25 protein-coding genes are annotated in these 23,812 nt (G+C 73.5%); 17 read left to right on the forward strand and 8 right to left on the reverse strand.

Going from position 1 to position 23,812, the window contains the following annotated elements; translation table 11 throughout:
- Window positions 1-155: 155 nt before the first annotated feature.
- Window positions 156-1,058, forward strand: a complete 903-nt coding sequence (locus ACFY7C_RS01315) for an oxygenase MpaB family protein (protein WP_389641923.1) — start codon at window positions 156-158, stop codon at window positions 1,056-1,058.
- Between the two features lie 162 nt (window positions 1,059-1,220).
- Here ACFY7C_RS01315 and ACFY7C_RS01320 read toward each other — a convergent pair whose 3' ends face one another.
- From ACFY7C_RS01320 to ACFY7C_RS01335, 4 genes are all read right to left on the reverse strand, one after another.
- The gene (locus ACFY7C_RS01320; protein ID WP_389641926.1) at window positions 1,221-1,790 is read right to left on the reverse strand and encodes a hypothetical protein; all 570 of its coding nucleotides are present in this window, start codon (window positions 1,788-1,790) and stop codon (window positions 1,221-1,223) included.
- 275 nt (window positions 1,791-2,065) lie between these two features.
- A complete protein-coding gene (locus ACFY7C_RS01325; protein WP_389641929.1) occupies window positions 2,066-4,279 on the reverse strand; it encodes an MMPL family transporter in 2,214 nt (737 codons plus the stop codon).
- Window positions 4,280-4,432: 153 nt separating this feature from the next.
- Window positions 4,433-4,927: a MarR family winged helix-turn-helix transcriptional regulator gene (locus ACFY7C_RS01330; protein WP_389641932.1), complete on the reverse strand. Its 495-nt coding sequence runs from the start codon at window positions 4,925-4,927 to the stop codon at window positions 4,433-4,435.
- A gap of 37 nt (window positions 4,928-4,964) precedes the next feature.
- Window positions 4,965-5,954: a Gfo/Idh/MocA family protein gene (locus tag ACFY7C_RS01335; RefSeq protein WP_389641935.1), complete on the reverse strand. Its 990-nt coding sequence runs from the start codon at window positions 5,952-5,954 to the stop codon at window positions 4,965-4,967.
- Window positions 5,955-6,334: 380 nt separating this feature from the next.
- Between ACFY7C_RS01335 and ectA the strand changes: the two genes are divergently transcribed.
- The 8 genes from ectA (at window position 6,335) to ehuA (ending at window position 12,974) form a co-directional block, all read left to right on the forward strand.
- On the forward strand, window positions 6,335-6,853 hold the full coding sequence (gene ectA / locus ACFY7C_RS01340; RefSeq protein ID WP_389645852.1) for a diaminobutyrate acetyltransferase: 519 nt from the start codon (window positions 6,335-6,337) through the stop codon (window positions 6,851-6,853).
- Between the two features lie 225 nt (window positions 6,854-7,078).
- Window positions 7,079-8,383, forward strand: a complete 1,305-nt coding sequence (gene ectB / locus ACFY7C_RS01345; protein ID WP_389641938.1) for a diaminobutyrate--2-oxoglutarate transaminase — start codon at window positions 7,079-7,081, stop codon at window positions 8,381-8,383.
- Window positions 8,384-8,410: 27 nt separating this feature from the next.
- Window positions 8,411-8,815 (forward strand): ectoine synthase, encoded by a 405-nt coding sequence (locus tag ACFY7C_RS01350; protein ID WP_389641942.1) that lies wholly within the window; start codon window positions 8,411-8,413, stop codon window positions 8,813-8,815.
- Window positions 8,816-8,908: 93 nt separating this feature from the next.
- Complete coding sequence (gene thpD, locus ACFY7C_RS01355; RefSeq protein ID WP_389641945.1) at window positions 8,909-9,808, forward strand: ectoine hydroxylase; 900 nt, start codon at window positions 8,909-8,911, stop codon at window positions 9,806-9,808.
- Window positions 9,809-9,813: 5 nt separating this feature from the next.
- Window positions 9,814-10,731, forward strand: a complete 918-nt coding sequence (gene ehuB, locus ACFY7C_RS01360; RefSeq protein WP_389641948.1) for an ectoine/hydroxyectoine ABC transporter substrate-binding protein EhuB — start codon at window positions 9,814-9,816, stop codon at window positions 10,729-10,731.
- Window positions 10,728-11,402 (forward strand): ectoine/hydroxyectoine ABC transporter permease subunit EhuC, encoded by a 675-nt coding sequence (gene ehuC / locus ACFY7C_RS01365; protein WP_389641951.1) that lies wholly within the window; start codon window positions 10,728-10,730, stop codon window positions 11,400-11,402. The genes ehuB and ehuC overlap by 4 nt, the downstream gene beginning before the upstream one ends.
- The gene (ehuD, locus tag ACFY7C_RS01370) at window positions 11,402-12,037 is read left to right on the forward strand and encodes an ectoine/hydroxyectoine ABC transporter permease subunit EhuD (RefSeq protein ID WP_389641954.1); all 636 of its coding nucleotides are present in this window, start codon (window positions 11,402-11,404) and stop codon (window positions 12,035-12,037) included. Before ehuC ends, ehuD begins: the two co-directional genes overlap by 1 nt.
- A 130-nt stretch (window positions 12,038-12,167) precedes the next feature.
- Window positions 12,168-12,974 (forward strand): ectoine/hydroxyectoine ABC transporter ATP-binding protein EhuA, encoded by an 807-nt coding sequence (gene ehuA, locus ACFY7C_RS01375; protein ID WP_389645855.1) that lies wholly within the window; start codon window positions 12,168-12,170, stop codon window positions 12,972-12,974.
- 191 nt (window positions 12,975-13,165) lie between these two features.
- On the opposite strand, the gene ACFY7C_RS01380 is transcribed toward ehuA, so the two are convergent.
- The gene (locus tag ACFY7C_RS01380; protein WP_389645858.1) at window positions 13,166-14,029 is read right to left on the reverse strand and encodes an RNA polymerase sigma factor SigF; all 864 of its coding nucleotides are present in this window, start codon (window positions 14,027-14,029) and stop codon (window positions 13,166-13,168) included.
- Window positions 14,030-14,223: 194 nt separating this feature from the next.
- Between ACFY7C_RS01380 and ACFY7C_RS01385 the strand changes: the two genes are divergently transcribed.
- Window positions 14,224-14,655: an ATP-binding protein gene (locus tag ACFY7C_RS01385; RefSeq protein WP_389641957.1), complete on the forward strand. Its 432-nt coding sequence runs from the start codon at window positions 14,224-14,226 to the stop codon at window positions 14,653-14,655.
- Window positions 14,656-14,773: 118 nt separating this feature from the next.
- Here ACFY7C_RS01385 and ACFY7C_RS01390 read toward each other — a convergent pair whose 3' ends face one another.
- Entirely contained in the window at window positions 14,774-14,998 is a 225-nt protein-coding gene (locus ACFY7C_RS01390; RefSeq protein ID WP_389641960.1) for a DUF6458 family protein, read from the reverse strand.
- Window positions 14,999-15,365: 367 nt separating this feature from the next.
- On the opposite strand from ACFY7C_RS01390, the gene ACFY7C_RS01395 reads away from it, so the two are divergent.
- Together ACFY7C_RS01395 and ACFY7C_RS01400 are read left to right on the forward strand one after the other, a co-directional pair.
- The gene (locus tag ACFY7C_RS01395; protein WP_389641963.1) at window positions 15,366-16,445 is read left to right on the forward strand and encodes a mechanosensitive ion channel family protein; all 1,080 of its coding nucleotides are present in this window, start codon (window positions 15,366-15,368) and stop codon (window positions 16,443-16,445) included.
- Window positions 16,446-16,520: 75 nt separating this feature from the next.
- The gene (locus ACFY7C_RS01400; RefSeq protein ID WP_389641966.1) at window positions 16,521-17,195 is read left to right on the forward strand and encodes a beta-glucanase; all 675 of its coding nucleotides are present in this window, start codon (window positions 16,521-16,523) and stop codon (window positions 17,193-17,195) included.
- Window positions 17,196-17,210: 15 nt separating this feature from the next.
- Here the strand turns inward: ACFY7C_RS01400 and ACFY7C_RS01405 are convergent, their stop codons facing one another.
- On the reverse strand, window positions 17,211-17,855 hold the full coding sequence (locus tag ACFY7C_RS01405) for a hypothetical protein (protein WP_389641969.1): 645 nt from the start codon (window positions 17,853-17,855) through the stop codon (window positions 17,211-17,213).
- A gap of 35 nt (window positions 17,856-17,890) precedes the next feature.
- Window positions 17,891-18,427 (reverse strand): HPP family protein, encoded by a 537-nt coding sequence (locus ACFY7C_RS01410; protein WP_389641971.1) that lies wholly within the window; start codon window positions 18,425-18,427, stop codon window positions 17,891-17,893.
- A gap of 342 nt (window positions 18,428-18,769) precedes the next feature.
- Here ACFY7C_RS01410 and ACFY7C_RS01415 point away from each other — a divergent pair, with 342 nt between their 5' ends.
- The 5 genes from ACFY7C_RS01415 (at window position 18,770) to ACFY7C_RS01435 (ending at window position 23,610) form a co-directional block, all read left to right on the forward strand.
- The gene (locus ACFY7C_RS01415; RefSeq protein ID WP_389645860.1) at window positions 18,770-19,732 is read left to right on the forward strand and encodes an aldo/keto reductase family oxidoreductase; all 963 of its coding nucleotides are present in this window, start codon (window positions 18,770-18,772) and stop codon (window positions 19,730-19,732) included.
- A 153-nt stretch (window positions 19,733-19,885) separates the two neighbouring features.
- Window positions 19,886-20,710: an N-formylglutamate amidohydrolase gene (locus tag ACFY7C_RS01420; protein ID WP_389641974.1), complete on the forward strand. Its 825-nt coding sequence runs from the start codon at window positions 19,886-19,888 to the stop codon at window positions 20,708-20,710.
- Window positions 20,711-20,797: 87 nt separating this feature from the next.
- On the forward strand, window positions 20,798-21,097 hold the full coding sequence (locus tag ACFY7C_RS01425) for a DUF6296 family protein (RefSeq protein WP_389641977.1): 300 nt from the start codon (window positions 20,798-20,800) through the stop codon (window positions 21,095-21,097).
- A 9-nt stretch (window positions 21,098-21,106) separates the two neighbouring features.
- Window positions 21,107-21,436, forward strand: coding sequence for a hypothetical protein (locus ACFY7C_RS01430; RefSeq protein ID WP_389641980.1), 330 nt, complete (start codon window positions 21,107-21,109; stop codon window positions 21,434-21,436).
- Between the two features lie 92 nt (window positions 21,437-21,528).
- Window positions 21,529-23,610: a protein kinase gene (locus ACFY7C_RS01435; protein WP_389641983.1), complete on the forward strand. Its 2,082-nt coding sequence runs from the start codon at window positions 21,529-21,531 to the stop codon at window positions 23,608-23,610.
- The last annotated feature ends 202 nt before the right edge of the window (window positions 23,611-23,812 follow it).

Here is a 23,812-nt window from a genome sequence, read left to right on the forward strand (position 1 = left end):
AGCCTAGAAAGGGGCCTCGGCCTCCTGTTCACCGGGTGCGGCCTTGATCGTCAGCCACCCGGACCTCCGGATCGGGGCCCGGGGTGGGGCTCGGGGTGGGGCCCCTCCTGCGGCCCGGTCTTCCGCCGAGCCGTCGACGGGCGCACACTTGAGTCGTGCCCTGGCGCGTGCCGTTGTCCGGCGCGCTGCGGAAGCGGGTCGGTGAGGCACTGCTGCACCGGGTCGCCGGTCCCACGGCGCACCGGAAGCGCAGTCGTATCCACGGGACGCCCGGGCCGCGATGGTTCGGCACCGGGCGTCCCGTGCGGGTCGTGCACGCGGACGCGTCGATGTACGTGGGAGGGCTCGCGGCCCTGCTGCTCCAGTCCTTGCACCCGGTCGCCATGGCGGCGGTCGCCGCGCACTCGGACTTCCGGGGAGACCCCTGGGGCCGGCTCCAGCGCACCAGCACCTTCCTGGCGACCACGACCTTCGGCACCGCCGAGGACGCGGAGGACGCGGTGCGGCGGGTGCGGGCGGTGCACGACGGAATCCAGGGGCGGACGCCGGAGGGCGTGCCGTACCGGGCGTCCGATCCGCGGCTCCTCGCCTGGGTGCACGCGGCCGAGGCGCACTGCTTCCTGGAGGCGCATCAGCGATACGGCAGAGCTCCGCTGGACCCGTCGGACGCGGACGGCTACGTGGCCGACATGGCTCGGGTGGCGCGTCGCCTGGGAGTGGTGGACCCGCCGGAGAGCCGCGCCGGCCTCACGGCCGAACTGGCCGCGTACCGTCCCGCGCTGCGCGCCACGCCCGCCTCACGGGAGACCGCGCGCTATCTGCTCTCGCACCCACCGCTGCCCCGGCCGGCGCGGCTCCCGTACGCGCTCCTCGCCGCCGCCGCCGTCGACCTGCTGCCGGACTGGGCGAGGGAGCTGCTGGACCTGCCGTACACCACGCGTCTCCTGCTGCCGGTCGCCCGGCCGGGAGGGCACGCGGTGGTCGCGGCGATCCGCTGGGCGACGCCGCCGGTCCCGCGGGGGCGCGGGGCTGGGGAAGCGGGGGCGGACGGCGGGTAGCGCGAAGCCCGCCTGCCCCCTGGGCGTCCGAACGTCCGGAACCGGACCGCGAGTGGCCCCCGGCGGCGGGCCACCGGCACCGGACGTCGGGCGCAGACATGGAGCGCGTCGGCGTCGGTCGGAGCCTGAAAAGGGGTACGGCGGGAGGCGTGGACCGCTGTGTCAGGCGCGGCCCCGTCGGGGCCGCCCTCCGCCCTGGCCACCCTGACCACCCTGACCGCCCTGGCCGCCTTGGCCTCGCTGGCCGCCCTGGCCGGTTCTGCCACCCTGGCCGCCGCGTCTGCCTCCGCGCTTGCGGGGCGCCGGTGGCCCGGCCGCCGCGGGTCCGCCGGCGGCCTCCGGTGACGAGAACATCATCGGCACGGCCGGAGGGGCCGCCGCCCCGGGGGCGGCAGGCGCGGCCACCGCTCCCCCGGCCGCCGCCGCGGCGGCGCGGGCGGCGAGCGAGTCGCCGGCCGCTCCGGCACCGGCGACGACGCTCGCGTGCGCGATCAGGGGCGCGCAGGCCTGGCAGATCTCGGCGAGCGTCCAGACCTCGCCGATGGCGGGGTTGTGGATCAGCACGAGCAGCATCCGGCCGGTGCAGGTGGCGCGGGCCGTGTGATGGCGACAGCCGGTGGCCCCGCAGGCGCAGTCCGCGTTGGGCCGTGGTGTGGCGAGGCGGCCGTGCGCGCGGGCGTGCTCGGCGGCGAAGACGCGCAGTGCCGGGAGGTCCCTGGACCGTGCCGGCATGCGGCAGCCCGCCGTCGTGCAGGTGACCGTCGCGGAGTGGTCGGGATGACCGGTGAGACGAACCGTCCAGGTCCTGCCTGGCACACGTGATCCGGGAAGCATGCTCAACGCGCGCGTGTCCGTTCGAGTGAGAGGGGTGTTGGCCATGGTTTTACCCCGTTGGCGACGAAGCTTCACATCCGGGTCCCGGTTCCCGGCGCGTTCGGCCGAACACGGCCCCTCAACGGACGGCGGCTGGAGTTCTCTCCGGGCCCCGCGCGGTGAGAACTCCGGGGTCACGCGCGGCGGCGCAGCGCTCCGGGCCACCACACGGCGGATCCGATGTCCCGGACCAGCGCGGGCACCAGGAGGGAGCGTACGACGAGGGTGTCCAGGAGGACACCGAAGGCGACGATGAAGGCGATCTGCACCAGGAAGGCGAGCGGGATGACGCCGAGGGCCGCGAAGGTGGCGGCGAGGACGACCCCGGCGGAGGTGATGACGCCTCCGGTGGCGAGAAGTCCGCGTCGCATCCCCTCGCGGGTGCCGTGCGTCACCGTCTCCTCCCGGACCCGGGACATCAGGAAGATGTTGTAGTCGACGCCGAGGGCCACCAGGAACACGAACCCGTACAGGGGAACGGCGGGGTCGGTGCCCGTGAAGCCGAGGACGTGGCGGAAGACGAGGGAGGAGACGCCCAGGGTGGCGGCGAAGTTGAGGGCCACGGTGGCGACCAGGAGCAGGGGGAGCAGCAGCGAGCGGAGCAGTCCGACGAGGATGACGAGGATGATCGCGAGCACCACGGGCACGATCAGCAGCCGGTCGCGCTCGGCGGTCTGCCGGGTGTCGTACTGCTGGGCCGTGTAGCCGCCCACCAGCGCGTCCGCTTCGGGTACGGAGTGCAGCGCGGCGCGCAGGCGGGCGACGGTCTCCTTGGCGGCGTCGCTGTCGACGGCGTCCTCGAGGGTGACGTCGATGCGGACGCGTCCGTCGGCGACGAGGGGTTCGCCCGGACGGCCCGGACCGGCGGCCGTGAGGACGGCGGCGGAGTCGACGCCGTCGACGCGGTCCGCGAGGGACCGCACCTCGGCGGCGGAGCCGGCGTCGGCGATCACGACGGTGGGGTTGCCCGCTCCTCCCGGGAAGTGCTCGCCGAGCTGGCGCTGCGCGGCGACGGACGGCGCGTCCTTGACGAAGATCTCGTCGAGGGGCACCCCGCGTGCGTCGAGGGTCGGGGCGAAGGCGGCGCCGGCGAGGAGCGCGGCGAGCGTCCAGGCCCACACCGCACGCGGAGAGCGGTCGACGAGTGCCGCGATGCGGCGCCACACGGTATGCGCGTCCCCCAGCGCATCCCGGTCCGGTGTCTTTACGCCACCGGCCTTTACGCCACCGGCCTTGACGTCGCCGGCCTTGGCGGCACCGGCCTTGAGGTCAGCGGCCACGACCTCGCCGTCACGGGCGGCGTCCCGGCGGGCGCGGGCGGTGGCCTTCGGGCGGGCGGGCCAGTAGGCGGCGCGGCCGAGGAGGACGAGGGCGGCGGGCAGGAAGGTCAGCGCGCCGAGGACCGCGCAGGCGATGCCGATCGCGCCGACCGGCCCGAGGGCGCGGTTGTTGGTGAGGTCGCTGAGGAGGAGGGCGAGCAGGCCGAGTCCGACGGTCGCCGCGCTCGCGGCGACGGGGCCGACGGTCTGCCGTAGCGCGGCGCGCATGGCGGGGAAGCGGTCGCCGTCCCGCGCGGTCAGCTCCTCCCGGTAGCGGACGGCCAGCAGCAGGGCGTAGTCCGTGGCGGCTCCGATGACCAGGATGGACAGGATGCCCTGCACCTGCCCGTCGACGCGGACGACGCCGTGGTCGGCGAGGACGTAGACGACGGCGCAGGCCAGACCGAGCGAGAACACGGCGCCCAGGATGATCATCAGGGGCAGGAGGACGCTGCGGTACACCAGCAGCAGGATGGCCAGGACGGTCGCCAGCGCGACCCCGAGGAGCAGGCCGTCGATGCCGGCGAAGGCGTCGGACAGGTCGGCCTGGGTGGCCGCGGGGCCGCCGACGAGGGCGTCCGTGCCGGGTACGGAGCCCGCGGCGGTACGGATGTCGTCGAGTGTCGGCGCGAGGGCGTCGCCTAGGTCGGGGCGGAGCGGTACGACGGCGCGGAGGGCCTGGCCGTCCTCGGAGGGCAGGGCGGGCGAGGGGGCGCCGACGACGCCGGGTTCCCCGGCCAGGGAGGCCAGCGCGCGGGTCGCGGCCGACCGCGCCGAGGCGTCCAGGCGCTTGCCGTCCTCGGCGGTCCAGACGACCAGGGCGGGCAGGGACTCCTCCTGCCGGAAGGCCTTCTGGGCTTCCAGGACCTGGGTCGACTCGGCGCTGCGGGGCAGGAAGGCGGCCTGGTCGTTGGTCGCGACCTCGCCGAGCCGGCCGGCGAACGGGCCGAGGCCCGCCCCGATGGCGAGCCAGACGACGAGGAGGAGCAGCGGCAGCAGCCGGCGTGCCCACCGAGGGGGTGCGGACATGGGAACTCCCGGAGGAAAAGGTATCTCGACCATGAACAATCTCAATGATTGAGAGAGATTCAACCATGGACGTGTTCGACACTCTTCCTTCGGTGGGAGCCGGCCGCCCGGATGCACCCCGCGGCGAATGGGCGACGGAGGAACGCGGCAGGCTCAGCGCCTCGGCACCCGCAGTTCGCCGAGTTCGTCGTTCAGGACGTCGAGATAGCGCTGGACCACGGCCAGTTCGGCGTCGTCGAAGCGGGCCCGGGTGCGCTCCGCGGCCTCGGCCAGCGGCATGAAGTAGGCGCGGGCGACCGCCCGCGCGTCCCGGACGTAGTGCACGTGCACGACACGACGGTCGGCACTGTCCCGCGTACGCCGGATGTGCCCGGCCTTCTCCAGGCGGTCCAGACAGGCCGTCACCGCGCCGGAGGTGAGCCCCAGATGCTCCCGCAGCATGCCCGGCGTCGGCGGGTCCGTGCTGTCCAGCACGAAGGACAGGGCCTGCACATCGGTCGGGTGCAGGCCCTGGGCCAGGGCGAAGCCGTGGGAGAGGCGGTTGACCTCACCGATCGTGCGCCGCAGCGCGACGGCGAACCGCTGCAGGTCCGCCGGGGCGTTTCCGGCACTGTTCCCGTCGACCTCGTTCTCCTGTCCGCTCGCCACGTGACCAGCGTATACACACGGGCGGAGCGGTCGGCTCTCAGAGGGTGTCGGCCGGATAGCGCACGCCGATGCGCTCGCGTACGGCGTCCAGGGTCCGCATCACGGCCAGGGTCCCGTCCAGCGGCACCAGCGGCGACTCGGTCGCGCCCGCCCGGAGGCAGCGCATGACCTCGGCCGCCTCGTGCTGGAGGCTGTCGCGCCGCCCCGGAACGGTGAACTCCTCCGGTTCCCGGCCGTCGCGGTGGAGCACGAAGCCCTCCGGATAGAAGAAACCGCGCGGAACCTCGATCCGGCCCTTCGTACCGGTGACCGAGGCCGTCAGCGGAGTGTCGGCGACGATCGAGCAGGACAGTAGCGCGGTCGCGCCGGAGTCCCAGCCCAACAGCACGCCCGTGTTGAGGTCCACGCCCTCGGGCGAGAGCAGTGCGTCGGCCGAGACCCGGTCGGGCTCGCCGAGGAGCAGCTGGGCGAAGGACACGGGGTACACGCCGAGGTCGAGGAGGGCTCCGCCGCCCACGGCCGGGTCGCGCAGCCGGTGGTCGGGGGCGAAGGGGCCGTCGAGGCCGAAGTCCGCGTGAACGGTGCGGATCTCGCCGACGGCGCCGTCGGCGACGAGCCGGGCCAGTTCCCGGACGACGGGGTTGCAGTACATCCACATGGCCTCCATGAGGAACAGTCCGCGCTCGCGGGCGAGCGCGACGAGCTCCCCCGCCTCGCGGGCGTTCAGGGTGAAGGCCTTCTCGCACAGCACGGCCCGGCCCGCCTCCAGGCAGAGTCCGACCGCGGCCCGGTGGGCGGAGTGCGGCGTCGCCACGTAGACGACGTCGACGTCCGGGTCGGCGGCGAGCTCCGCCCAGTCCCCGTACGCCCGCGGTATCCCGAACCGCTCGGCGAAGGCCTTCGCGGACGCGGTGCTGCGCGAGCCCACGGCGACGACCTCGGCGTCCGGCATCTCCAACAGATCGGCCGTGAAGGAGGCCGCGATGCCTCCCGTGGCCAGAACTCCCCAGCGTACGGTCGCGCTCATACCGTTTCCCACCCTCTTGTCACGCGATGCCACCGGCACAGGACCGTGTCGGTCGCTGCGGAGCCTAGGGGTGGAGGGCACGACTCGCACGGGCCGTCCGAACTCGTACACCTGACCTCATGAGGCCGCTTCAAACGCGAAAGAGGGGAGGGTCTCACGGATCACCGAGAGGTGCGCCCCTTACCTCTCGGCCGTTATCCAGCCGTTATAAATGGGCACTTTGGGGTTTTATCGTCCGTTTTGCCGGGCCGGAAGTGACGGATGTCCCCGCCTCGGACCGATTCCGCACCTATCGCATACTCCGCCGTTCGCACAACCCCGCCGACCCAGGAAGTTCGCCGAATCGCTCGGTAGCTTCGGCGCCCATGACCACAGCACAGATGACAACCCGCGGGGCCGGTGTCGACATCGGCCCCGCCCGGCCGACCGACGGCGCCGACCTCTGGCGGCTCGCTCGCGGCTCGGGGGAACTGGACGTCAACTCGCCCTACAGCTACCTGCTGTGGTGCCGCGACTTCGCCGGCACCACCGCGGTCGCCCGGGACGACTCCGGGCGGGCGGTCGGCTTCGTCACCGGCTATCTGCGGCCCGAGGCGCCGGGGACGCTCTTCGTGTGGCAGGTGGCCGTAGATGGTTCGTACCGCGGAACCGGGGTAGCGGGACGACTGCTCGACGCTCTGTCCGCCCGAGTGGCGGCCGAGCACGGGCCGATCCGGCTCGAGGCGACGGTCACTCCGGGGAACGTCGCCTCCGACCGGCTGTTCCGCTCCTACGCGCGTCGCCACGGCGCCACCGTGACCCAGGAGGTCCTGTTCCCGTCCGCCGCCTTCCCCGACACGCCCGACGCCGACGGCGGCCACGAGCCCGAGGTGCTCTACCGGATCGGACCTCCGACGTAGCGCGGTAGAACGCCGCGCGCCGAACGCCGTACGCCGTACACCGCGCGTCACATGCCGCACGTCGCGTCTCGCACGTCGCATCCGCATGTCGGGCGCCGCATGTCGAGCGTCGAACGCCGTTCGCCGCACGCCGTTCGCGGCACGCCGTTCAGGGCAAGCCGCACGCCGCACGCGCAGAGCACTCGCCGAGAACCGAGCAACACAGAACCGAGAACCGGGAGAACCGTGACCACCCTCACCGACACCGCCCCCGCCCCGTCCGTCTTCGAGACCGTCGAGTCGGAGGTGCGCAGCTACTGCCGTGCCTGGCCCGTGGTCTTCGAGCAGGCCCGCGGGAGTCGGCTGTACGACGAGCACGGACGGCCCTTCCTCGACTTCTTCGCCGGAGCGGGCTCCCTCAACTACGGCCACAACAATCCGGTGCTCAAGCGGGCGCTCCTCGACTATCTGGCCGGTGACGGCGTCACCCACGGGCTCGACATGTCGACGACCGCCAAACGTGACTTCCTGGAGGCCTTCCGCTCGACGATCCTGGAGCCGCGGGCCCTGCCGTACAAGGTGATGTTCCCCGGCCCGACCGGCACCAACGCCGTGGAGGCGGCGCTGAAGCTGGCGCGCAAGGTGACCGGCCGGGAGACCGTCGTCTCCTTCACCAACGCCTTCCACGGCATGTCGCTCGGCTCGCTCGCCGTCACCGGCAACGCCGCCAAGCGGGCCGGCGCGGGCGTCCCGCTGCACCACGCCGCGCACATGCCCTACGACAACTACCTGGGCGGCCAGGTGCCGGACTTCCTGTGGTTCGAGCGGCTCCTGGAGGACCCGAGCTCCGGCCTCGACCACCCCGCCGCGGTGATCGTGGAGACCGTCCAGGGGGAGGGCGGCGTCAACGTGGCGCGGGCCGAGTGGCTGCGCAAGCTGGCCGACCTGTGCCGTCGCCGGGACATGCTGCTCATCGTCGACGACATCCAGATGGGCTGCGGCCGCACCGGCGACTTCTTCTCCTTCGAGGAGGCGGGCATCACGCCCGACATCGTCACCCTGTCCAAGTCCATCAGCGGCTACGGCCTGCCCATGGCGCTGTGCCTCTTCCGCCCCGAACTCGACCTGTGGCAGCCGGGCGAGCACAACGGCACCTTCCGCGGCAACAACCCGGCCTTCGTCACCGCCACCGCCGCCATCGACGCGTACTGGAGCGACGGCACCCTGCGCGAGCGCACCCTCGCCCGGGCCGACCGCGTCGAGCACGCCCTCGCCGACCTGTGCGGCGACGACGGCCGCACCGCCGTCGACTACCGGGGCCGCGGGCTCGTGTGGGGGCTGGAGTTCGCCGACGGCGAGCGCGCCCAGGCCGTGTGCCGGCGGGCCTTCGAGCTCGGGCTGCTCCTGGAGACCTCCGGGCCGCGCGACGAGGTCGTCAAGCTGCTGCCGCCGCTGACCGCGACGGACGACGAGCTCGACGAGGGCCTCGGGATCCTGGCCCGCTCCGTCCGCCATGCCGCCGAGCGCCCGGCCGTCCGCGCCGCCGCCTGACCGACCTCGCAGAAAGGAACGTTTCCCTTGATCGTCCGCACCTTCGCCGAGATCGAGAACACCGACCGGCACGTCCGCGCCGCCTCCGGCACCTGGGAGAGCAAGCGGATCGTCCTGGCTCGCGAGCGGGTCGGCTTCTCCCTGCACGAGACCGTCCTGTACGCCGGGACCGAGACGTCCATGTGGTACGCGAACCACGTCGAGGCCGTCGTCTGCACCGCCGGCGAGGCCGAGCTCACCGACCACGAGACGGGCCGCACGTACACGATCGTGCCCGGGACGATGTACCTGCTCGACGGGCACGAGCGCCACACGCTCAAGGTCAAGCAGGACTTCCGCTGCCTGTGCGTCTTCAACCCGCCGGTGACCGGCCGTGAGGACCACGACGAGAACGGCGTGTACCCGCTCCTCACCGAGCCCGACCCGGCCTGAGACCACCGACGCAGGCCCCGGTCCGTACCACCCGCACCCTCGCACCACCCGCACCACCCGCAGTCCGTACGAGAAAGGCAGGCACCGTCCCTCATGACCTCCGCCCCCACCCGTCCCGTCGACCTGTACCCCACCCGCGGCACCGACGAGGTGCTGATCGGCCGCAAGGACCCCGTCGTCTGGTCCGCCCCCGGCACGCCCGGCCCCTTCTGGGCCCGTGAGCTGGAGGAGTACGAGCGCGACGGTTTCGCCACGGTCGACGAGCTCGTCACCCCGGACGAGGTCGTGGAGCTGCGGGCCGAGCTGGACCGGCTCGTCACCGACCCGGGGGTCCGCGCCGACGAGCGGGCGATCGTCGAGCCGAAGTCCCAGGAGATCCGCTCCGTCTTCGAGGTGCACCGGATCAGCGAGGTCTTCGCGCGGCTGGCCGCCGACCCCCGGGTCGTCGGACGGGCCCGGCAGATCCTCGGCTCGGACGTGTACATCCACCAGTCCCGGGTCAACGTCAAGCCCGGCTTCGGCGCGAGCGGTTTCTACTGGCACTCCGACTTCGAGACCTGGCACGCCGAGGACGGCCTGCCGCGGATGCGGACCGTCTCGGTGTCGATCGCGCTCACGGCGAACCACACCACCAACGGCAGCCTGATGATCATGCCGGGCTCCCACCGGACCTTCCTGGGCTGCGCGGGCGCCACCCCGAAGGACAACTACAAGAAGTCGCTGCAGATGCAGGACGCCGGCACCCCGTCGGACGAGGCACTGACCACGTTCGCCGAGGCCTGCGGCATCCGGCAGTTCACCGGCGCGCCGGGCTCGGCGACCTGGTTCGACTGCAACGCGCTGCACGGCTCGGGCGACAACATCACCCCGTATCCGCGCAGCAACGTCTTCCTCGTCTTCAACAGCGTCGAGAACGCGCCGGAGATGCCGTTCGCCGCTCCCGTCCGGCGGCCGTCGTTCATCGCCGCCCGCGACATCACGCCGGTCGGGTGAACGGTATGTCCCGTTCCGCAGGCCTCGACCGGCGGGGCTTCCTGGCCCTGGCGCCGGCGATCGGCGTCGCCGGTCTGCTGACCGGCTGCAGCCGCACCGAAGCCGGCACCGGCGCGCCGAAGGAGGACAAGGACCTGCTGGCGAAGCTGCGCGGACAGGGCTTCGTCCGGGTCGGGTTCGCGGGTGAGGCGCCGTACGGCTTCCAGGACGGCGACGAGCTCGCCGGCGAGGCGCCGACGCTGCACCGGGAGGTCTTCTCCGCGCTCGGCGTGCCCGAGCTGCGGCCGACGCTCACGGAGTTCGGCGCGCTGATACCCGGGCTGCTCGCCGGCCGGTTCGACGTGGTGAGCGCGGGGATGTCCATCACTCCGGAGCGGTGCGGCAAGGTGATCTTCTCCGAGCCGGAGTTCATCTCCCCCACCGCGCTGATGGTCCGCAAGGGCAACCCCAAGGGCCTGAGCGACCTGGTGTCCTGTGCCCGCGAGGGCGCCACGGTGGGGGTGCTCACCGCCGCGGTGGAGGCCTCCTACGCGAAGGCGGCCGGGGTCCCCGAGGGGTCGGTGAAGACCCTGGCCAAGCAGCAGGACGGGCTCGACGCGCTCCTCGCGGGGCGGATCGACGCGTTCGCGCTGACCGGCATCTCCCTGCGCTGGCTGGCCCGGACCAACAGCGGCGCCGCGGTCGAGGTGGGCACCCCGTTCGTCCCCGAGATCGACGGGGTGAAGCAGTGGAGCGCCGGCGGGGCGGTGTTCCGGCCGGGCGCGCGGTCGCTGCGGGACGCGTTCGACCGCGAGCTCGCGAAGATCACCGGCGATCCGGGCCGTTACGTGGACCTGATCGGCCGCTACGGCTTCACCGCCCGCGAGGTGCCGCCCCGTTCGCTGCGCACCGCCGACCTGTGCGCGGCCCGGGGGCCAGCGTGACGGAGTTCCTCCCGGAGCTCCGGCAGGCCCTGCCGCGCCTGGGCGAGGGACTGCTCGTCACGGTGGAGGCGACGGTGCTGGGGGCCGCGCTGGCGCTGGTGCTGTCCTACGTACTCGGCCTGATGTCCCGCTCCGCACGGATGCCCGTGCGGGGCGGGGCACGCCTCGTGGTCGAGTTCTTCCGGGGCACCTCGCTGTACGTGCAGTTGTTCTGGCTGTTCTTCGCGCTGCCGATGCTCGGGTTCCGCCTCGAGCCGCTGGCCTGCGCCGTGGTGGCCCTGGGGCTGAACTACGGGGCGTACGGGGCGGAGGTGGTCCGGGGCGCGATCGCGGCGGTGCCCCGGGCTCAGGTCGAGGCGGCGGTCGCGCTGGGCATGGGGCCGGCGCTGCGGCTGCGGCGGGTGCTGCTGCCGCAGGCGCACGCCCTGATGGTCGCGCCGTTCAAGAACCTGCTGGTGCAGCTGCTGAAGGCGACTCCCCTGCTGTCCCTGGTGACGGTGCCCGATCTCACCTTCCAGATCGACCAGTTGCGGTCCGCGACGGGTGACACGGCGGCGGCGTATCTGCTGCTGCTCGTGGTCTACGGGGTGCTGGCCGGGCTCCTGAGCCTGCTGATGAACGCGTTGGAGCGGGTCGCGAAGGCGCGGCTCGGGATGGGCGGTGGTGGCTGATGTGGGACGGGGAAGCGGCATGGGCCGCACTGCCCACCGTGCTCAAGGGCTTCGGGATCACGCTCACGGCGACCGTGCTCGGCTTCGCGGTGGCGCTGCTGCTCGGTCTCGTCCTCGCGCTCGTCGGCCGCGCGGCTCCGCGGTGGGTGGCGCTGCCGGTGAACGCGGCCGCCGCCTTCGTCCGTTCGACGCCGCTGCTGGTGCAGTTGTTCGCGGCCTGGGTGCTGATCCCCGGTGTGGAAGCGCTGTGGCTGGGCGTCCTGGTCCTCGGCGTTCACTACGCCGCGTACCTGTCCGAGGTCTACCGGGCGGGGATCGAGTCGGTGCCGAAGGGCCAGTGGGAGGCGTGCACGGCGCTCTCGCTGCCGCGCCGGCGGGTGTGGCGGGCGGTGGTGCTGCCGCAGGCGGTGCGCAACGTGCTGCCGCCGCTCGGCAACTACGCCGTGTCGATGTTCAAGGAGACGCCGCTCCTCTCGGTGATCACCGTGCACGAGATGGTGCACGAGGCGAGCACGTTCGGCAGCACCCACTTCGCCTATCTGGAGAGTTTCACGCTGGCCGCCGCGGTGTTCCTGCTGGCGAGCTGGCCGACGTCCGTGCTGGTACGACGACTGGAGGCACGCCTTGCCCACTGACGACAGGAGCGGGGAGCCGCCCCGCGCACGGACGCGGGCGGCGGATCCGGCGGAGGCGCTGAACGTGGTGAAGGCGACGGATCCGGCGGAGGCGCTGAGCGTGGTGAAGGCGACGGATCCGGCGGAGGCGCTGGGCGCGGTGAAGGCGACGGGCGGGCCGGCCGCGGGCGCGGAGGCGGTCCGCTTCGACCGGGTCACCAAGCGGTACGGCGACCACACGGTGCTCGACGGCCTCGACCTGACGGTCGGGCGCGGCGAGCGGGTCACCTTGATCGGTCCCAGCGGCTCGGGCAAGACCACCATCCTGCGGCTGCTGATGACACTGGAGCGGGTCACGGAGGGCGTCATCCACGTGGACGGGCTGCCCTTCTCCCACATGCCGGCCGGGCCGGGCGGGAAGCTGGTGCCCGCGAACGAGCGGCATCTCGCGGCGCGCCGGCGGGGCATCGGCATGGTCTTCCAGCACTTCAACCTGTTCCCGCACATGAGCGTGCTGGAGAACGTCGTCGAGGCGCCCGTGCACGTCCTGCGCGAGAGCAGGGAGCAGGCGGAGGCGCACGCCAGGGACCTGCTCGGCATGGTCGGCCTCGCCGACAAGGTCGACGCCCGGCCGACCCGGCTCTCCGGCGGCCAGCAGCAGCGGGTGGCGATCGCCCGCGCCCTGGCGATGCGGCCGGACATCCTGCTCCTCGACGAGGTGACCTCGGCCCTGGACCCGGAGCTGGTGGCGGAGGTGCTCGACGTGCTGCGGGACGTGGCGCGGGACACGGACATCACGCTGCTGTGCGTGACCCACGAGATGGGCTTCGCCCGGGACGTGTCCGACCGGATCCTGATGTTCGACCGTGGCCGGATCGTGGAGTCGGGGCGGGCGGACGAGCTGCTCGACGCGCCGCGGCAGGAGCGGACGAGGGCGTTCCTGCGTTCGGTCAGATGAGCCGGGGTGGCGGGGGCGGGGGCGGGGCGGTTTCGGTGCCCCGCCCCGTCGCCGCCCACTCGCCCACCGGCTGTCCTGCCACCGGGTGTCGGGTTGTCTGTTGTCCGGTCGTCTGTCGCCCGGCCGTGTTCGCGGGGTCCTGTTGTGCGGTCGTGTCGTGCGGTCGTCCGCCACGCGGGGTCGCCGGCCGCTCAGTCGTCGGCGGGGACGTCGACCAGCATGCCCTCGCGCAGCCGGGCGAGGCTGCGGGCGAGCAGCCGGGACACGTGCATCTGCGAGACGCCCAGCCGGGCACCGATCTCCGACTGGGTCAGCTCCTCCACGAACCGAAGGTGGAGCAGCAGCCGGTCCCGCTCGTCGAGGCGTTCCACGAGCGGGGCGAGGGTGTGGAAGTCCTCGAACAGCTCGATCGCCGGGTCCTCTTCCCCGATGAAGTCAGCGAGGGAGGCGTCCGCCTCCTCGTCGTCCCCGCCGCCGAGGGCCGCGTCGAGGGACGTGGAGTGGTAGCCGTTCGCGGCGATCTGCGCCTCGACCACCTCCTCCTCGGACATGTCCATGCGCTCCGCGAGTTCGGCGACGCGCGGTGCCCGGCCGAGCCGCGAGCCGAGGTCCTCGTTCGCCTTCGCCAGCTCCACGCGCGCCTCCTGGAGACGGCGCGGCACGTGTACGGCCCAGGTCGTGTCACGGAAGAACCGCTTGATCTCCCCGACGATGTACGGCACGGCGAAGGTCGCGAACTCCACCTCCCGGGACAGGTCGAAGCGGTCGATCGCCTTGATGAGACCGACGATCCCGACCTGGACGATGTCCTCCATCTCGTCGCCCCGGGCGCGGAACCTGCCCGCCGCGTACCGGACCAGCGACATGTTCATCTCGATCAGGGTGTTGCGGACGTACTGGTGTTCCTTCGTTCCTTCCTCCCGTGCCGCCAGTTCGCGGAAGAACACCTTCGACAGGGCTCGCGCGTCCTGGGGAGCGATCTCGTGGGGGGCCTCGAGCACGGGCAGGTCGTTGCACGTACCGTCTTCGGCGGTCGCCGTCGTCGCCTTGACCATCTCGGTCCGCACGGGGTCAACCTCCTGTTTCTCGCCGAACGTTCGCCTGTGGCGCTTCGCCTACCCGCGCTTCCCCCACCCACGCGTCTTTTCTCGACGGGCTTCCCCAGGGGTCCGGTCCGGGTATCGCTCGGCGATCCGTGGGAAGACGAAAACCGCCGGAAGCTCAACAACCGGGAAGAAAGGGACCCGTGATGAAGACTCGGGGCGACGCCCGGCCCAGCCCGTGGACGCCCGCGACCGCGTTCTCCGGCGCCGGGCCGTCCGACGAGGCCGTCGTACGCACCTCGGCGCAGGCACGACGATCCGTCCGCCGGGCCCTGGCCACCTGTCTGCCGATCCGGCCCTCACAGGTGGACGACCTGATGCTGGTGGCCTCCGAACTGGTGACCAACGCACAGCGGCACGCGGGAGGGGTCACCGACTTCGCGATAGGACTCGGCCGCGACAGCGTCACGATCTCGGTCAGCGACTCCAGTCCGCGGACGCCGCAGTACACGCTCCACCGGGAGTTGCGACCAGGCGGATTCGGCTGGCCCATCGTGCTGCACCTGTGCCGCCAGGTGACCCTGGACGTCCGCACGGACGGCAAGACCGTCCACGCGGTGGTGCCGTTCGACCGCTGACCCTCCGTCCGCCCGTCGGCCCCCGCGGTCGGCCCGCTGCGCGGGGGGCCGCGCACCGCCCGGCCCGCACCCCGTAGGAGTGCGGGCCGGGCGACGGACAGCGGCCGGGCGACGGACGTCAGTGGAGGTCCCTGCGCTCGTCGTCGGTGACGGTCGGGGCGACGGGCGGGACCACCACCCGGCGCCGGCGCAGAATGCTGGTGTACACCGCCGTGCCGATGATTCCCACCGCCATCAGGATCAGCCCCACCAGGTCGAGGTTGACGCCCTCGATCTCCCAGTCGGAGGCGAAGGTGAAGATGGCGCCCACGGCGATCAGGATGATGCAGGCTCCCAGACCCATGTTTCCTCCCTTGTCGGGTCGGACGGAACTCGCGTACCCCGGCGAGCGGTCCTCATCCCCGTTCGGCGGGCGTCCTCGCCGGGCGACGCGCCGGGTGACGCGGCGGGCGGGGACTCGGGACACGGCTTCGGTGCCGGGTCGACCGGACCGTGGTCAAGGGCGTGGCGGCGCTGGCCGGTTGGCGGGCGCCGGTGTGTCTCGTGATCGTGGCACCGGCGAGCGCGCCGGGACGAGGTGGTCGTGCTCGCGGCGGAGTGACCGGACGCACACCCGCCCGGTCCGTACGGCGGGTCGGCGGGTGTTTGGGCGGGTGACACGGCGGTGAGGCGAAGGAACGTCCTACTACCGACTCGTCCCCTGGGGAGCCATGGAGAGCGTCCTTCGACTGTTGATCGTCCTCGGCGGGTCGGCGCTGGTGGCCCTGGCCGCCGTCCGCGCGGCGGACGTCGTGGCACGGCAGGCCGACGCGCGCCGCCCGGAGACCCCACTGTGGGGGTTGCTGCGCCGCTGCCGTACGCCGCTGTTCGTCGTCCTGTTCACCGCACTGCTCGGGTGGACGTTCCGCGCGACGGACTGGGCGCCCCTGGACGACCACACCGACACCGTGTCCCACCTCCTCGTGCTGTGCCTGATCGGGGGCGGCGCGTGGCTGGCCGTACGGGTCGCCGCGGCCGTCGTCGAGTCGTCGTACGCGCGCTACGCGGGGCGGTCGCGCGACGCGGCACGGGTGCGCCGGGTGCGTACCCAGGTCACGCTGATCATGCGGGTGGTGTCGGTCGCCGTCGGGGTGATCGCCGCGGCCGTCGCCCTCGTCACCTTCCCGGCGTTCCGCACCGTCGGAACGTCCCTGCTGGCCTCGGCGGGCATCATCGGCATCGTGGCGGGCGTGGCGGCACAGTCGACGCTCGGGAACCTCTTCGCCGGTTTCCAGATCGCCTTCGGCGACATGGTCCGCATAGGCGACACGGTCGTCGTGGACGGCGAGTGGGGGACGGTGGAGGAGATAACCCTGACCTTCCTCACCGTGCGGACCTGGGACGAGCGGCGGGTCACGCTGCCCGTCTCCTACTTCACCTCCCGGCCGTTCGAGAACTGGTCGCGGGGCGGTGCGGAGATGACGGGTTCGGTCTTCCTCTACTGCGACCACTCCGTTCCGGTCGCGCTGATGCGGGCGCGCATGCGGGAGTTCCTCGACACCTGTCCCACCTGGGACCGCCGGGCATGGGACCTCGCCATCACGGACACCTCCCCCACCTGTGTGACCGTCCGCGCGATCGTCACGGCCAAGGACGCCGACGACCTGTGGACCACGCGCTGCGCGGTACGGGAAGAGCTCGTCGACTGGCTGGTGCGGGAGCATCCCGGGGCCCTGCCCCGGATCGTGACCGACCGGGCGGACAACGCTCCCCGGGATGACGTCGCGTGGCGACTTCCTGACAAGGAGTGAGGGGTTCCGCATCGCGGCGGGCCCGGCGGGCAGAACAGCGTCGGAGGACGATCGCCGACGCGAGGAGCAACCACCATGTCCACCTGGCCGCCGGCCGAGGAGCCGGTCTTCACCGCGGACTTCACCTCTCCGGAACAGTGGGTCGCGGGCCGCACCTGGGCCTATCCCGACGGAGGGCCGGTCAACCGGGGAGACAACAAACTGGACCACCTCGTCGAGGACCCCGAGTACAGCCGCTCCGGGGTCTTCCGCGCGACACGCCGCTCCGACGGACTGTGGGACACGGGCCTGCTGACGACCGAGGGCAGCGACGAGGGTTTCGAGGTGCGCTCGGGGGACGTGCTGGAGGCGCGGGTGCGCCTTCCCGAGGAGACGGGCGCCTGGCCGGCGATCTGGACGTGGCGCGACGGAGGCCAGGAGATCGACGTCTTCGAGTACCACCCCAACAACCCCGATCTGCTGGAGCTGTCCAACCGGGTGCGCGGCAGCCACCGCTACCACCGCGATCCGGCGGTGCGGCCCGGTGGCTGGATACGGCTGCGGACCGAGTTCGGTCCCCGCTCGGTGGTGTGGTGGCTCAACGACGAAGAGGTCTTCGCGGACGGCCGTGGCGTCGGACGGAGCTGGCACGCCTACCTGATCGTCAACCTCTCCATCTGCGCGGGCCGCTACCACCCGCCCCCGGACGACCACACGACCCGCATGTCCTACGAGGTGCGCGACCTGCGCGTGTTCCGCCCGGGCGGCTGACCGGCTGCGCCTCGGTCAGCCGAGGTGCAGGGCGACGCCGCACACCCCGAGCCCGTCCCGCACGGCGGCCCGCCAGACCCGCAGCGGCCCGTCGAGCACGCTCTCCTCCCCCGCCGAGTAGTACAGCCAGTCCTGGTCTTCCGCCGCGGCACGTTCGGCGGCACCGAAGGCCAGGGCGGCCTCCATCCGCCCGAGGGCGCGGCGCGCCTCGTCGGCGGTGAGGAGGAAGTTGCCGCACCAGCCGGGCAGGAGGGCGGCGCGGTCGGGGCCGATGGCGTGGAGCAGGGAACTGACCGCGTACTCCTTGGAATGGACGGAGACGAAGACGTGGTCGAGGTCCTGGCCGTCCCACACGTCGTCGACCACGGAGAAGTCAGGGGCGGAGATGCCGCCGCAGAGCTCGTCGACCCGGGCGCCGGGCGCCGTGAGCGTCCGGAAGGACTCGATCGCCTCCCCTTCGGCCGCGCTGCGGCCCCGCCCGCCGAAACCGGCGTACCAGGTGCGGTGGTCCGGCAGCGGTGCCTGCCGCCAGGCGCGCCAGCGGTCGCGGGCGCCGGGGGCCTCGCGGTCCGCCTTCATCGCCGGCAGCAGGCGCGGTGCGAGCCGCGCGATGACGGGGTCGGGGTGGGCGCTGACGCCCCAGGCACTCATGAATCCCATGCGCCGGACGCTAGCGCGCCACCGACGGCGCCGGGTCACCACCAGTAGGCGGGGTACTTGGGTGCGCCGCGGCGGATGCGGGAGAAGGCGTATTCCATCGTCACCAGCAGCAGCGTGGCGCCGAAGAGGAGCGGGACGAACCGGGTCGGGGCGGGGGACTGCAGGACGATCACGACGGCGGTCGCGCAGGCGGGTGAGTGCGGGGTGCGGGCGAGGGTGGTCAGGGCCAGCGTGAGGCCCGCGGCGAGAGCGGCGGCCCAGGCGCCGGCGCCCGTCACCGCGAGGGTCGCGTAGCCCGCGGCGGCGGCCAGGAGGTGGCTGACGACGACGCTGCGGGGCTGCGAGAGCGGCAGCGTCGGGGCGCTGTGCACCAGGGCGGCGCTGGCGGCCAGCGGCGGTATGAGGACGGGCTCGTGGATGACCGCCCCGATCGCGACCAGGCCGAGCAGGACGGCCGTCACGGCGCTGACGCTGTGGAGGGCCGCCGCGGGCGCCGGGCGGGCCGGGGCGCGGCCGGTGATCCGGGGCCTGCTCGGGCTCGGGGACTCGGACTCTGCGGTGTCGGTGCTCATGCGCGGGCTGTTTCGGGGCAGGCGGCCTCGGGCCGGAGGGCGGGAACCGGGGGGTCGGATGGGGAGGGCGGAGATCAGGAGGGCAGGCGTACGGCCCTGTGATCGACAGTCGGCCCGCCCTTGCGCCCTTGCCGGCGCCGCCCCGATCAGGACAACGCGACCCGTCCGATTGTATACAAAACGTTGAAACCCCACCGGCCGGGGTCGGCCCGGCCCCCGCTTCCCCTCCCCCGGCGCCGGCCGCCCGCCGCCCCTCCCGGCCACCCGCCGCCGCCGGCCGCCCGCCGCCCCTCCCGGCCACCCGCCGCCCTGTGGCAGGGTGTGCCCGTGACCTCCACCCATGTGACCTCCGGCGATACCCCCGTACCCGGCGCCGGCCGGGTCCTGCTCGGCTGCATGGGCCTGGGCGGGACATGGGACACCGGCCCGTACGCGCCCGCTGACATCGACGCCGCCGAGGCGGCCGTCGAGGCGGCCCTGGAGAGCGGCATCACCGCCTTCGACCACGCCGACATCTACCGGCACGGCAAGTCGGAGGCCGTGTTCGGCGAGGTCCTCTCCCGCACGCCGGGACTGCGCGAGCGGATCACGCTCCAGTCCAAGTGCGGCATCCGGCTCGCCGACGGCGACCGGCCCGGCCTGTACGACCTGCGCGGTCCCACCATCGTCCGGAAGGTCGAGGAGAGCCTCGCCCGGCTGCGCACCGACGTGCTCGACGTGCTGCTGCTCCACCGGCCCGACCCTCTCGCCGACCCGGCCGAGATCGCCGCGGCCCTGGAGTCGCTCCACCGCCAGGGCCTCGTCCGCGCGTTCGGCGTCTCCAACATGAACGCGCACCAGATCGCCCGGCTCCAGGCCCACCTGCGACTGCCGCTGGTGGTCGACCAGCTGGAGATGAGCCTGCTGCGCCGGGACTGGCTGGAGGACGGCGTGCTCGTCAACACGCCCGCGGCGGCCTCCGTCGGGTTCCCCGCCGGAACGGTCGAGCACTGCCTGGACCACGGGATCTCCCTCCAGGCATGGGGCCCGCTGGCCCAGGGGCGCTACACCGGCCGGCCGGAGACCCCGCAGGAGCAGGCCACGGCCGCGCTCGTCGCGGAGCTCGCCGAGGCCAAGGGCACCACACCGGAGACGATCCTGCTGTGGTGGCTCCAGCGGCATCCCGCGCGGATCTCCCCGGTCATCGGCACCACCAACCCCGCCCGCATCCGCGCCTGCCGGGGCGCCGCCGTCGACGCGCCGGACCTCGGCCACGAGGAGTGGTACCGCCTGTGGACCACCGCGCGCGGCGCCGCCCTGCCGTAGCCGCTCCCGGCCCACCCGACTCCAGGGGCAGGACCCCAGGCACAGGGCCTCAGGCGCGCGGGGCCCAACCCACGGCCCCCTCCCCCAGGCGCAACACCGGCGCTCGCGTCAGGGGGACACCCGGCATTCGACGACCGCAAGGAGCCTCGCACCATGACCGACGCCCCCGCCCCCTTCGAACTCCTCGCCGGGGCGCCGCACTCCCCCGTCCTGCTCCACGTGCCGCACTCCTCGCGGACCGTGCCGCCGGACGTGCGGGCCGGCATCGTCCTGGGGGACGCCGAGCTCGGGCGTGAACTCGACCACATCACCGACTCCCACACCGACGACATCGCCGCCGTGGCCGCGGCGTCGGCCGGCGCCGCGCCCTGGCGGTTCGTCAACCGGCTCTCCCGGCTGGTCGTCGACCCGGAGCGGTTCCCCGACGAGCGCGAGGAGATGCTCGCGGTCGGCATGGGCGCGGTGTACACGCGCACCACCCACCGCGCCCAGCTGCGGCCGGACGGGTTCGACCCCGCGCCGCTCGTCGGGCGGTACTTCGCGCCGTACGCCGAGGCGATGACCCGGGCCGTGGAGGAGCGGCTGGCGGCGACGGGCCGCGCGGTGATCGTCGACGTGCACTCGTACCCGACGGCGGCGCTCCCGTACGAACTGCACGGCGACGGCCCCCGGCCGCCCGTCTGTCTGGGCACGGACGCCTTCCACACGCCGCCCGCGCTTCTTGCGGCGGCGCGGCGGGCCTTCGCCGGCTTCGGCGGGGTCGGCACGGACAGCCCCTTCGCGGGGACGTACGTACCGCTGGCGCACTACGGCCGCGACACCCGCGTCAGCGCGCTCATGGTGGAGATCCGCCGCGACCTGTACATGAGCGAACCCGGAGGCCCGGCGGGACCGGGGGCGCGGGCCCTCGGCGTGGCCCTCGCCGCCCTGGTCGACGCCGTGACCGACGAGGTGCTCCGTTCGGGCCCCGCCGCGTGACCGGTCCCGGTCGGTGATCAGGCCCGGGCCCTGACCAGGGCCGGTGCCTGACCGGTCCCGCCGCGCGACCGTGCCCCGCCGCGTAAAATGGGGCAGGTGAGCACACCCAGGTACGAGCTGGTGTTCTCCGACGCGGTGGGCTCGGCCCGCGACGTCGTCGTCGTCGAGCGCACGTCCGCGACGGGACCCGGCGGCCATCCCGTGTACGCGGACCCGACCGGCATCATCCGGGCGGAGATCAGCGACCGCGACGAGGTGCGCGTCCTCGCCTCCGGCGGCCATCAGGAACCGGCGCACAGCGTGGTCGCCCGCCGGCTGCGCGAGGCCCCGGAGGGCGGGACTCCGGACGGCGGGGCCCGGGACGACGGGTCCCGTGACGTCGCCTAAGCTTCGCGGATGACCACCATCGACCCCTCATCCGAGCAGGCCGGCGCGCGCTACGTGCGCGTCACCATCGAGCTCGTCGCCGAGATCACCGACGAGCAGGCCCTGAAGGCCGCCGCGCTGGACGCGGTCCGGGACGACGAGTACCTGGACGACGCGGAGCGCGCCCAGTCCGTCGAGGCGATCGAGCTGGACCCGTCCGGTTCCCTCGCCCACTTCATCGACCCGATCGCCCTCCTCGGCGACGTCCCCGGCGTGGAGCTGGCCTCGGCCACCTGGGAGTCCGCCCACACCGAGTACGACCCCGACGACGAGACCTGGGAGGAGCACACCCTCGACTGACCGGGGCGTCACCGCCCGGTAGTCGATACTCGACCGGGGCACCCTCCGGCTGGTAGGAGATGCCTGCACGGTACGAATGGCGAGGGGGCACGATGGAGCCGCTGGAGGCGGGGGATCCGGAATCGGTCGGCGACGGCAGATACCGGCTGGTCGGACGGCTCGGTCAGGGAGGCATGGGTGTGGTCTACCTCGGCCGCTCCCGCTCCGGCCGGGCGGTGGCCGTCAAGGTCGTCCGGCCCGATCTGAGCACCGACCCCGAGTTCGTACGCCGGTTCGCCCGCGAGGTGGCGGCGGCGCGCCAGGTCGGCGGCTTCCACACCGCCCCGGTGGTCGACGCGGACCCCGACGGGCACCCGGCCTGGCTGGTCACCGCATACGTGCCCGGGCCCACGCTGCGGGTGGTCCTCGCCCAGGTGGGAGCGCTGGCCGCGGACAGTCTCACCGTGCTGGCCGCCGGGCTCGCGGAGGCCCTGGAGGCGATCCACCGGGCCGGGGTGATCCACCGGGACCTCAAGCCGGCCAACATCATCGTCGCGGAGGACGGCCCGCGCGTGATCGACTTCGGGATCGCGCGGGCCCTGGACGGCACGGCCGCGCTCACCCGGACCGGCCTTCAGGTCGGCACGCCCGGCTATCTCGCGCCCGAGCAGCTCACGGGCGGCGCCATCACGCCGGCCGTGGACATGTTCGCGCTGGGAGTCGTGCTGTGCCAGGCGGCGGGCGGCTCGCCCTTCGGCGACGGCACGTCGGCGGCCTGGCTCTACCGGGTCGTCCACGAAGAGCCGGACATCGCCGCCGTCCCCGAGCCGCTACGGGGCCTGGTCGCGGCCTGCCTGACCAAGGACCCGGCACGACGGCCGACCCCCGCGGCCTTCCTGGACCGCCTGACGGTCCGCCACCGGCCGGACGGCGGCTGGCTTCCCGACGAGGTGACGGTGCTGCTGGCCACGGTGCCGGTGCCGGAGCACCCCGACACCGTCCTCGTACGCGAGGAGACGGAGCGAGCCGAGCCGACGGACCGGGCCGGGGCGACGGACCGGGCCGGGGCGACGGACCGGGCCGGGGCGACGGACGGGGCCGGGCGCATCGAGCAGGTCACACCCGGCATCGGACCGGAGGCGGCGGGCGGGCCGCCGACCGCCGCGCCGGAGCTGCCGACCAGGCCGGAGGACCTCTCGGGACGGCCCGCGGGCCGGCGCGGTCGACGGGCGACCCTGGCGGCGGCGCTCGTGGTGTGCGCGGCCGTCGCCGCGGGCCTGCTCGTCTGGCGGCAGTGGGCGCAGGACGCCGGGAACGGTGCCCAGCCGGGCGGCGGCACCTCCTCCTCCCCCGTCGCCGGCCCGGCGGCTTTCCCCGACACGACGCTGCTGGTGCGCCAGGACACCGCGCCCGGCTGGCCCCGCGACTGCCACGGGGTCATCGCGGTCCGTCCGGCGGGCACGGACCGGCTCCGGCGGCTCGTGCCGGACGGGACGTGCGACTACCTTCCCCAATGGGCGCCGGACCGCGCCTCGTTCGCGTTCACCCGGGTGACGTCCGAGGGCACGGCGGTGTGGACGGCGAAGGCCGACGGTTCCGGTGCCCGGCGGATCGGGGCGATCTCCGGGGGACGGGTGTCGTGGTCCCCGGACGGCACCCGGCTCGCCGTGCTGCGCGTGCAGGACGGTGTCCAGCAGCTGTTCGAGGTGCGGGTGTCGGACGGATCCGCCCGGCAGCTCACCGACGGGCCGGAGAAGGTCGAGGATCCGGCGTGGTCCCCGGACGGCACCCGGATCGCGGTCTGTCTGCAGGCGGGCCCGGGGAACTGGCAGATCCACACCGTGGACCCGGCGGCACCCGACCGGGCGCCCCGTCAGGTGACCCGGCTGCCGCACCCGGCGCTCGATCCGGTCTGGTCGCCCGACGGCCGTACCTTCGCCTACACCGCCGGGTCCTACCAGGGCCCGAACAAGGGTGACATCCGCCTGGTCGGCACCGACGGGCAGGGCGATCGGCCGCTCGTGGTGACGACGGAGCACGAGATGGACCCGGCGTGGTCGGCGGACGGCGACTGGCTGGCCTTCGTCCGCGGCCCGTACCAGAAGCCGGTCATCTGGGCGGTGCGCGCCGACGGCACGGGCGAGCGCCGCCTGACCACCGGCGACGTTCCCGAGGGCCACCCCGCCTGGCGGTGACGAGGAGGCCCGTCCCGACGGATGCCGCCCGGTCGATGCCGGCGGTGCTGCCCGGGCGGCGGTGCTCGGGCGGGGGGGGGGGGGGGGGCGCCCCGCCCCCCCCCCCCGGGGGGGGGCCCGCCCCCGGGGGGGGGGGGGCGGGCCCCCCCACCCCCCACAACAAAGGGGGGGTGTGGGGGTCTTTTGGAGACGTACGGCAGGC

Source organism: Streptomyces sp. NPDC012769, from assembly GCF_042901205.1.
Taxonomy (GTDB): Bacteria; Actinomycetota; Actinomycetes; order Streptomycetales; family Streptomycetaceae; genus Streptomyces.

Bases quoted from the DNA above. Each gene is read 5' to 3' on its own strand.
- ACFY7C_RS01320 (WP_389641926.1), bottom strand. From the start codon at position 1,790: ATGCCGGCACGGTCCAGGGACCTCCCGGCACTGCGCGTCTTCGCCGCC.
- ACFY7C_RS01325 (WP_389641929.1), bottom strand. From the start codon at position 4,279: ATGTCCGCACCCCCTCGGTGGGCACGCCGGCTGCTGCCGCTGCTCCTC.
- ACFY7C_RS01335 (WP_389641935.1), bottom strand. From the start codon at position 5,954: ATGAGCGCGACCGTACGCTGGGGAGTTCTGGCCACGGGAGGCATCGCG.
- ectA (WP_389645852.1), top strand. From the start codon at position 6,335: ATGACAACCCGCGGGGCCGGTGTCGACATCGGCCCCGCCCGGCCGACC.
- thpD (WP_389641945.1), top strand. From the start codon at position 8,909: ATGACCTCCGCCCCCACCCGTCCCGTCGACCTGTACCCCACCCGCGGC.
- ehuB (WP_389641948.1), top strand. From the start codon at position 9,814: ATGTCCCGTTCCGCAGGCCTCGACCGGCGGGGCTTCCTGGCCCTGGCG.
- ehuD (WP_389641954.1), top strand. From the start codon at position 11,402: ATGTGGGACGGGGAAGCGGCATGGGCCGCACTGCCCACCGTGCTCAAG.
- ACFY7C_RS01380 (WP_389645858.1), bottom strand. From the start codon at position 14,029: ATGGTCAAGGCGACGACGGCGACCGCCGAAGACGGTACGTGCAACGAC.
- ACFY7C_RS01385 (WP_389641957.1), top strand. From the start codon at position 14,224: ATGAAGACTCGGGGCGACGCCCGGCCCAGCCCGTGGACGCCCGCGACC.
- ACFY7C_RS01390 (WP_389641960.1), bottom strand. From the start codon at position 14,998: ATGGGTCTGGGAGCCTGCATCATCCTGATCGCCGTGGGCGCCATCTTC.
- ACFY7C_RS01395 (WP_389641963.1), top strand. From the start codon at position 15,366: ATGGAGAGCGTCCTTCGACTGTTGATCGTCCTCGGCGGGTCGGCGCTG.
- ACFY7C_RS01400 (WP_389641966.1), top strand. From the start codon at position 16,521: ATGTCCACCTGGCCGCCGGCCGAGGAGCCGGTCTTCACCGCGGACTTC.
- ACFY7C_RS01405 (WP_389641969.1), bottom strand. From the start codon at position 17,855: ATGGGATTCATGAGTGCCTGGGGCGTCAGCGCCCACCCCGACCCCGTC.
- ACFY7C_RS01410 (WP_389641971.1), bottom strand. From the start codon at position 18,427: ATGAGCACCGACACCGCAGAGTCCGAGTCCCCGAGCCCGAGCAGGCCC.
- ACFY7C_RS01420 (WP_389641974.1), top strand. From the start codon at position 19,886: ATGACCGACGCCCCCGCCCCCTTCGAACTCCTCGCCGGGGCGCCGCAC.
- ACFY7C_RS01425 (WP_389641977.1), top strand. From the start codon at position 20,798: ATGGGGCAGGTGAGCACACCCAGGTACGAGCTGGTGTTCTCCGACGCG.
- ACFY7C_RS01430 (WP_389641980.1), top strand. From the start codon at position 21,107: ATGACCACCATCGACCCCTCATCCGAGCAGGCCGGCGCGCGCTACGTG.
- ACFY7C_RS01435 (WP_389641983.1), top strand. From the start codon at position 21,529: ATGGAGCCGCTGGAGGCGGGGGATCCGGAATCGGTCGGCGACGGCAGA.